This is a genomic window from Butyrivibrio sp., from assembly GCF_017635265.1.
Lineage (GTDB): Bacteria > Bacillota > Clostridia > Lachnospirales > Lachnospiraceae > Butyrivibrio.
This window is the reverse complement of the sequence record NZ_JAGBLU010000046.1, coordinates 1-8,146: the sequence shown is the minus strand read 5'-3', so window position 1 is coordinate 8,146 and position 8,146 is coordinate 1. Positions and strand designations below refer to the sequence as shown.

Annotated in this window: 7 protein-coding genes; 5 read left to right on the top strand and 2 right to left on the bottom strand. The window is 43.2% G+C overall.

Annotated elements, in window-relative coordinates; genetic code table 11:
• Positions 1-918: cache domain-containing protein (locus J6O61_RS06275; RefSeq protein WP_292210918.1), on the bottom strand; the 918-nt coding region annotated here is incomplete at its 3' end.
• A gap of 224 nt (positions 919-1,142) precedes the next feature.
• On the opposite strand from J6O61_RS06275, the gene J6O61_RS06270 reads away from it, so the two are divergent.
• The 5 genes from J6O61_RS06270 (at position 1,143) to J6O61_RS06250 (ending at position 5,466) form a co-directional block, all read left to right on the top strand.
• Entirely contained in the window at positions 1,143-2,075 is a 933-nt protein-coding gene (locus J6O61_RS06270) for a hypothetical protein (RefSeq protein ID WP_292210914.1), read from the top strand.
• A gap of 91 nt (positions 2,076-2,166) precedes the next feature.
• The gene (gene tig, locus J6O61_RS06265; protein WP_292210911.1) at positions 2,167-3,621 is read left to right on the top strand and encodes a trigger factor; all 1,455 of its coding nucleotides are present in this window, start codon (positions 2,167-2,169) and stop codon (positions 3,619-3,621) included.
• A 164-nt stretch (positions 3,622-3,785) separates the two neighbouring features.
• The gene (locus tag J6O61_RS06260) at positions 3,786-4,589 is read left to right on the top strand and encodes an alpha/beta fold hydrolase (RefSeq protein WP_292210908.1); all 804 of its coding nucleotides are present in this window, start codon (positions 3,786-3,788) and stop codon (positions 4,587-4,589) included.
• A gap of 37 nt (positions 4,590-4,626) precedes the next feature.
• Positions 4,627-5,085 carry a DUF2752 domain-containing protein gene (locus tag J6O61_RS06255; protein ID WP_292210906.1) on the top strand — a complete coding sequence of 153 codons (459 nt, stop codon included), beginning with the start codon at positions 4,627-4,629 and terminating at the stop codon, positions 5,083-5,085.
• 93 nt (positions 5,086-5,178) lie between these two features.
• A complete protein-coding gene (locus J6O61_RS06250) occupies positions 5,179-5,466 on the top strand; it encodes a hypothetical protein (RefSeq protein ID WP_292210903.1) in 288 nt (95 codons plus the stop codon).
• A gap of 501 nt (positions 5,467-5,967) precedes the next feature.
• Here the strand turns inward: J6O61_RS06250 and J6O61_RS06245 are convergent.
• Positions 5,968-7,734: an IS1634 family transposase gene (locus tag J6O61_RS06245; RefSeq protein ID WP_292210901.1), complete on the bottom strand. Its 1,767-nt coding sequence runs from the start codon at positions 7,732-7,734 to the stop codon at positions 5,968-5,970.
• Positions 7,735-8,146: the final 412 nt, after the last annotated feature.

The following is an 8,146-nucleotide window of genomic DNA, read 5'->3' as shown; positions in this document are numbered from 1 at the left end:
TGCGATTGCCATTACTACGCCGATTATGACCACAATTAATGCGGCGGATCTTGCAGATGACTTAATCTGTTTTACGCTCTCTGCGCAGGCTATTACATAGCCGGTCGTGGGAGATTTTACCCAGCAAATGATAGATTCACCATCGCCTGCTGTCTGAGTATACTGACCGCTTTCTTCAGTAGAGCCCATGAAGGGAGCTCCTGAAAGATCAATGTCGTGTTCATTTTCGGGAGTTATTTCCAGGTTGGACATAGCTGCAACCATACCAACTCTGTCAGATATGAAACCATCATCAGCCTCCTCTGAAAGAAGGGTATGAAGGTCATCCATGCTGTAGTTTCGCTGAACAATGCCTATTACCTGTCCGCCGTCTCCAAAAACAGGAGTTGCGATCGTAGCCTGACGGGCACCTGTTGAAGTTGAGGTGATAACATCGGATACGTAGGTGTTTCCTGCCATTGCCTGAGCAAAATACTCTCTTTTTGAAACGTCAACAGTTTTACCCGATGCGCGCAGAAGCTGCATTCCGTCTGTGCCCGTAAGGACTGAGATGTTACCATCATCCAAGGATTTGTCTACTGTGTTAAGATAAGCCATGGCTTTGGCTGATGCAGTCAGGTCATTTGGATTTATAAAATAAGCCTTTGTAGAGGGTGCAGCTGCAATAGCCTGCATGGCTGCAATATTTTTTTGGATTATGGTCTCGAATTCGGACTCAATATACCAGGCCTGCCAGTCCAGGGAGTCAATTGCATCAGTTGTTGCTTTTTCTGTGGATGTGTTGTAACTCACAATGATAGCCACCATTAGCGGAATGATGGTCACAAGCAGCATGACCGCTATGAGCCTTGTCTTAATACTGTCGAAAACCTTGATGTTGTTTGATGTTTTTGTCTTTGTCTTTTTTTCTTTTGTCATAACACGCCTCCAAGATGTGTTGATAATCTGTATACTAAATATTATATTCTTCTGCGCGGAAAAAAGAAAACTTTAAGCATAAAAATATTGTAAATTTTTGCTTAAATATGCATGTTTATAAACTTTATAGCGATAATATTTCCGCAAAATGTAAGTAGCTCTTTAATATGTGAAAATTTTCTAGTAAAATAGCAGGGTTGATAAGCAAAAGATAGGAGCAAAAAATGATTAAAAATACATTTTCTCTTGAAGAGAGCGTGATAAATGATGCTCAGAAAGAGCTTGCAAAGATCGGCAGCAAGGAACTTATAGGGTGTGAGAATCTATTGAATCCTTCATATCTCGACGGTGATGTGACCTGCAGCCTTATTGCCGATGATAAACAGGTAAGGTTTACCGTGACCGGAGCAGAAGGTGTGTTTAAAGATGTCTTTTTACCGCTTAATAAATCAGTGAAATTTTATGCAGGTGAAGCATATGATTTTATCTGCTCACTTGAAAAGAAACTTATCCTTACCATCAAAAATGATTCTTATACAGAGGGAACAAAGGAAGAGCTTGTGGCTTTTTTGCAGGCAAGAAGCGCTGATATGACAGCTGCAGAGTTGGCGCAGCAGAAAGCATATCAGGAAGCAGTGGAGCGAAATGAGCAGAGAAGGGAAGCTGAGAAGTTTTTTAGATCAAAAGAATCCGCCGGCAATCTTCCTCAGTATGCACCAAAGAAAAGAGACAGATTCAAAACTCAGAAGTATTTCGCCGTTGCCTTTTCAATATTCGGAATGCTGGACAGCATGGATGGCATGTTCTTTGGACGTGGGCAGTTTGATCCGATGAACATGCTGCGCTCAGGGCTTATGGGGCTTGTGCTTGGATTCTTTTTAAGCTTTGCCTATACCTTTTTCAGAGCATGGTTTGACGACCAGAAGGAAAAAGTGAAGGTGGGGTCGATAGTTCTTTTCTTCATAACCGTCCCTGCCTTTGCCGTAATGGGCATCCTGGGGGCTATTCCCTACAGCGTATACCAGCTCCTTGATGGTAAAAGAAATCGTGGAGTGACCAGGGTTATCAACATAGCCGTACCGATATTCATGGGACTGGTGCTGATTTTGGAGCTCGGTCTTTTGTATCTTGTCTTCGGACTGGGGATGTTTTCGTAAAAAATATGGATTATTTTGTATCGTTATGTTATAATCTTTAGCGACTGTGCCCAGAAGGGGTAATTTAGCATTAATAGAAGGAGAAACAAAAATGAGCGTAACAGTTGAGAAGCTTGAAAACAACATGGCCAAGCTTAAGATCACAGTTCCTGCAGAACAGCTTGAGAAGGCTATTGAGAAAGCATACCAGAAGAACAAGAACAAAATCCAGATTCCTGGATTCCGTAAGGGTAAGGCTCCTCGCAAGATGATCGAGCAGATGTATGGCAAGGGAGTATTCTATGAGGATGCTGCCAACGATCTTATCGAGGAAGAGTATCCTAAGGCAGTAGAAGAGTGCGGCGAGGATGTCGTATCTTCACCTAAGATTGATGTTGAGGAGCTTGAAGCAGGTAAGGATTTTGTATTCACTGCTGAGGTAGCACTTAAGCCACCTGTTAAGCTTGGAAAATATAAGGGAATCGAAGTTGAGAAGATGGACCTCGATGTAACAGATGACGAGGTTGACGCTGAGATCGACAAGCAGAGAAACATGAACGCAAGATCAATCGACGTTACTGACAGAGCAGTTAAGGACGGCGATACAGTATCTCTTGATTTCGAGGGATTTGTTGACGGTGTTGCTTTTGACGGTGGTAAGGGAACAGATTATCCTCTTACAATCGGTTCAGGCGCATTCATTCCCGGATTCGAGGAGCAGCTTGTTGGATTTGAGATCGGCCAGAAAGGCGATGTAAACGTTAAGTTCCCTGAGGACTATCAGGCAGAGAACCTTGCAGGCAAGGATGCAACCTTCAAGTGCAAAGTTAATTCAATCAGAGCAAAAGAGCTTCCTGAGCTCAACGATGAGTTTGCATCAGATGCAGGCTTTGATACAGTAGCTGAGTACAAGGAAGATGTTAAGAAGAAGCTCGAGGAGAAGAAGGCAGCTGATGAGAAGGCTAAGAGAGAAGATGCAGTTGTAAGAGCTGTCATCGAGGACTCTGAGATGGAGCTTCCTGAGGCTATGATCGAGACCCAGCAGAGACAGATGGTCAATGAGTTCGCTCAGAGACTTCAGATGCAGGGTATGAACATGGATCAGTACCTTCAGTACACAGGCGGATCAGTAGATCAGATGCTTGCACAGGTTAAGCCACAGGCTATCGAGAGAATTAAGAGTAGGCTCGTTCTTGAGGCAGTTGCTGAGGCTGAGAAGATCGAGGTTTCTGATGCTGATGTTGATGCTGAGATCGAGAGCATGGCTCACCAGTACAGAATGGAAGTTGAGAAGCTCAAAGAGATGATGTCAGATGCTGAGAAGAAGCAGCTCAAGAGCGACCTTGCAGTTCAGAAGGCAGCAGACTTCCTTGTAGAGAACGTTAAGGAAGGCGCTAAGAAGGCAGCTAAGAAGACAACAGCCAAGAAGGCAGCAGCTGAGGACGGCGAGGAGAAGCCTAAGAAGACAGCAGCTAAGAAGACTACAGCTAAGAAGGCTGAGGCTGAGGAAGGCGAAGAGAAGCCAAAGAGAACAACAAGAAAGAAGAAGACTGAGGAAGAGGCTTAATCTTCAAAATCTGAATAGTACAGAGCTTATGGGCGTCACAGGCGATATGTCTGTGGCGCTTTTTTTGTCACTAAAATGTGTGATACGATTGTGATAGAGCTTTTGCTACCATCGAGACTAGGAAGTAAGGACATATAAGGTTAAATACCTAGGAGGGAAAGAAAATGGCAGAAACAGGAATGGTTTGGACAGATGATTTTGAAATGGGCTACTGCAAGTTCGGATTTGGCAGCAAGACTTTTGTAATATTGCCGGGGCTTAGTGTTCAGAGTGTCATAAAGGCAAAAGAAGCTGTAGAAGCAAGCTATGCCATGATGGGCAGTGATTTTACCACATATCTTTTTGACAGAAAATACGAAGTGTCCGATGGCTATTCAATATACGACATGGCGGATGATACAGCAAACGCAATGAAGGAACTGGGCCTTAAGGATGTATACCTCTTTGGCGCATCTCAGGGCGGGATGATCGCGATGGCCATAGCCATTAAATATCCTGAGCTTGTTAAAAAGCTTGTCCTTGGCTCTACATCATCTCATGTTAAGCCCGAGCAGCGCACAGTTATCGATCACTGGATAGAGCTTGCCAAGGAAAAGGATCCCAAAGAGCTGTATCAGAACTTTGGAAAAGAGGTTTATCCTCCGGCAGTTTATGAACAGTACAAGGATTATTTCAATGATGTGGCTGAAACGGTTAAAGAGGGTGAACTTGAGAAGTTTGCAATCCTGGCTGAAGCCATTAAGGACTTTGATGTGACTAATGAGATTGAAAAGATCAAATGCCCGGTACTGGTTATCGGAGTGTTTGATGATGAGGTTCTCGACAGTGACGCGTCCATGGAGATTGCAGAAAAGCTCGATAACAGGACCGATTGTGCTCTTTATATGTACAACGGCTATGGACATGCAGCTTTTGATACAGCACCTGATTACCGAAAGAGAATCTACGACTTCTTCATGAAAAACTGATGAAAAGTGCGTTCGTCTGCTGTATATTGGAATTACTATGGTAAAGACAGTATTTAGGCGGATAATAAAAGATTTGTGGGATAACAGAGCACCCATAATTGCTCTGGCCATCATGTGGGTTTTGGCTGAGCTTGTATTTCACAGGTTCTGCCCGGTGGTGATAATGAGTGGATTTCCGTGCCCGGGATGCGGGCTTACGAGAGCTCTTTTTAACCTTATTACACTGCACCCCATAAAGGCGCTTGAGTATAACCCTTCATACCCGTTATGGGTGGCACTTGTAGTAGCGTTTGTTATAAGGCGCTATGTGCAGGGGAAGAGTACAAGGATCCTCAGGTATCCTCTGATGGCTGTATGCCTTATAACCATTTGGATTTATATATGGCGGATGATAGCTCTTTTCCCCGGAAAAGAGCCTATGGTGTTCTTCGAGGGAAATGTATTCGGACGGATCGTGCCTTTCTATAATCAGTTGGTTAACGATTTAATTTACTAAAATATTTCGTTAAAAAATTTGCAATCATGCAATTATGTATATATAATAACTAAGGACATTTTTTAGAGGATTGTTTTAGAGGAGGAAAAAACAATGGATGATATGAACAACCTTAATCAGACACCACAGCAGATGCCTACATACGGACAGCCTGAGGTAGAGCCTGTTATCACAATCGGTGATTGGGCACTCACAATTCTACTTACATGCATTCCTTGCGTAAACATCATTATGCTTTGCATTTGGGCATTTGGAAGCAGCACACCTAAGACAAAGTCAAACTGGGCTAAGGCACAGCTTATCTTTGTTGCTATCGGAGTAGTACTCTCAATCATTCTTTCATCAGTTATGAGCGCAACTATTGCTTCTCTTTACGGCTGATAAAGAACTGTAAAAGAATACGAATTTTAGGGGCTCTGTCCGCAGGTTTTGCGGATGGAGCCCTTTGCTTTTGGGGTGATAGTTGTAAAGGGTTCACAAAATGCGGTATAATCCTGTTTTTGACAGCGTTTTGAAAGAAAAAGTCCCGTAGCCCGCTCTGTAAGCGGATTACAGGACTTTTATATATTTCACGGATGCACGTTACGCGTTCAAGTTGGTGGGCTTTATGCATGAATGGAAGCCCAACCTCCGCAGTGCTACGGCTGGCCCTTGAATTAAAGTATGATACCTTTAGGGTATCACTATAATCCTTAGTCTGCTTAGGTGCTTTTTTATCTGTCTGCCTATGATAGTCAACCCTGCGCTGTGCGCACCGCAAGGCGGCTACGGGGTTGACAATCATAGCCGGACAGATATTCTGTCAATTAAGCAGACTAAGGATTTTTGGGCGCTTTGCGCCCTTTATTCAGAGGCAGGAGCCTAGGCTCATGGCTTCCTTTTTCATTTCTTTGTATTGGAGATGATGTTCCTCATTTTGGCTATTGGGACTATCTGCTTGGAAGTGCAGAATCCGAATGCCTCATGAAGATCATCGGTAAGAGATGTCCTTGTATATGTGGGTTGGTACCCTTTGCCTTCATATTTCATGAAGTCCATTTCCTGTAACGTCGGAATTATCTGGTCGATGGTATACTTATTATCCAGTTTTTTCTCCATGTATCGGTAAACGATAAGCGCAATGAAGCATGAAATGAAATGGGCAAGAATCCTATCCTGACGTTTGAGGTATACAGGGCGGGCTTCGAAGTCGCTTTTCATTATTCTAAAGCATTCCTCGATTTCCCATCTGCGTTTGTTGGCCTTGACGATACTGCTCACGCTGTCGTCGAGGTTAGTGCATACAGCATAGAAACCATCATATTTTTCTTCGTCAGCAATTATTGAGTCATCTATGTAGCTGGCTGATATATCAGCTACTTCACCATCTTTTGTTGCGTGGTCAGTCTTTATGAAACGTTTTGGATCATTCTGCCTTTTCTTGTTTATTGTTTTCTCGCCGGACTCTACCATTTTTAAGGCGCGTTCAATCTGCCCTTCTCTGATATGGCGTTGGAATTCACGATATTTGATAGAGTATGACACAATAAGCTTTTGCTCGATGATCTGCTTCTTATCGCCATTGTCTGTGTGGACTACACCTTCTTCCTTTATCCATCTGGTCTTGTAAAATATCTTTTCTCTGTCTTTTTCATCGTCCAGTTCAGATATCTTGTATTCAGTCTTGGAATCTTCTCCGTCCAGTTTCCATCCATCATCTGCCATACACCATTCCTGAAGGAATCCTTTAAGCGTTTTGACTGGCTGTGTAGTGATATAACCACGCATACCGTCTTCACCATCATAGGAATTGAACACTCTGTTTGTTGCAGAAGACAGCCCTGCATCGGTGCAGACAATAAACTTAGACATGTCAAAGTTGGAAAGCATTTTTTCTTCCAGTGGGATCATTGTCATCTGCTCATTTCTGTTACCGGGAAAGATTGAGAATGAGATCGGGATCCCGTCACCATCCATGAACAGTCCCATACCTACAATGGGGAGCGAACGGTTCTCTTTACTATGCCCGAACTGTTTATCATCCTCAGCTTCATCAATCTCGAAATAGAAGTTGGTGCAGTCATAGTAGATAACCTGAGTGTTCCTTTTCTGGATGGCAGAGCTGTTCTTGAAGAGGCGGCTCTGGATGTAGTCGGATTCTTCGGCGATTACAGACAGAGCACGGTAAATATCATGCAACTCAAAAGAAGGCTGCTCTATGAAACGTTTGGATTCTTCAAAGCTGCTCATCTTTGATGAGGGATAGAGTATACGTGTATAGATAAGGCGTGAGAGTATATCGTTGAGATCGTACTCAAAAAGGTGTCTGCCAGAAATGGCACGACAGATCTTGTGTAGCCCCAGTTCGTAATAAATGTCCTGAAGAAAAAGATATCCCCCATTGAAGCGCCTCTGCTCATCCAAGGTCAGATCAGTTCCGGCACATAGTTCTATGTTGAACTTTGCTGTGTCTTCTTTCTCAGCCTCATTCATAAGCCGAACCTGCTCTTTGGCCCAGGCCTTGGCGTCATCAACGCCGTAGTTTTCACAGATGAATTTTTCAGAACCCAAACGCTTGATTACCAGAGATTTATTTTTGCCATCTACACGAATGGTTTTGTGAACGTAGTAAGAAACAGAATTGCCTTTTTTTGACCAGCCCAATCTCATAAGACACCTCATAGATGTTTCTTTTATTATACCATATCATGCCGTACCGTGCAACCAAAAATTTAGGTTTTGACAAAAAAATAAGACCATTACTGGTCTGAGTGGGTGCTGAACAAGGCTAGGCTGTCAAACTACCGGGACCCGGCCAGAAAGTAATGTACGCCGCTTTTGCAAAACTTAAGAAAATATAAGCCGGACCCGGCCAGAAAGTAATGTACGCCGCTTTTGCAAAACTTAAGAAAATATAAGCCCGATACATGTTATAATATTTACATCAAACAATTTATTAGGAGGGGTTACAAATGGAAGTAAAATCTAAAATTGAAGACTTAATTGAAATGACACGTATTAACGAGCTCCTGGATAAGAGAGAGGCAGCAAATGCCAAGAAGCCTTCCAACGTGATCCTTTG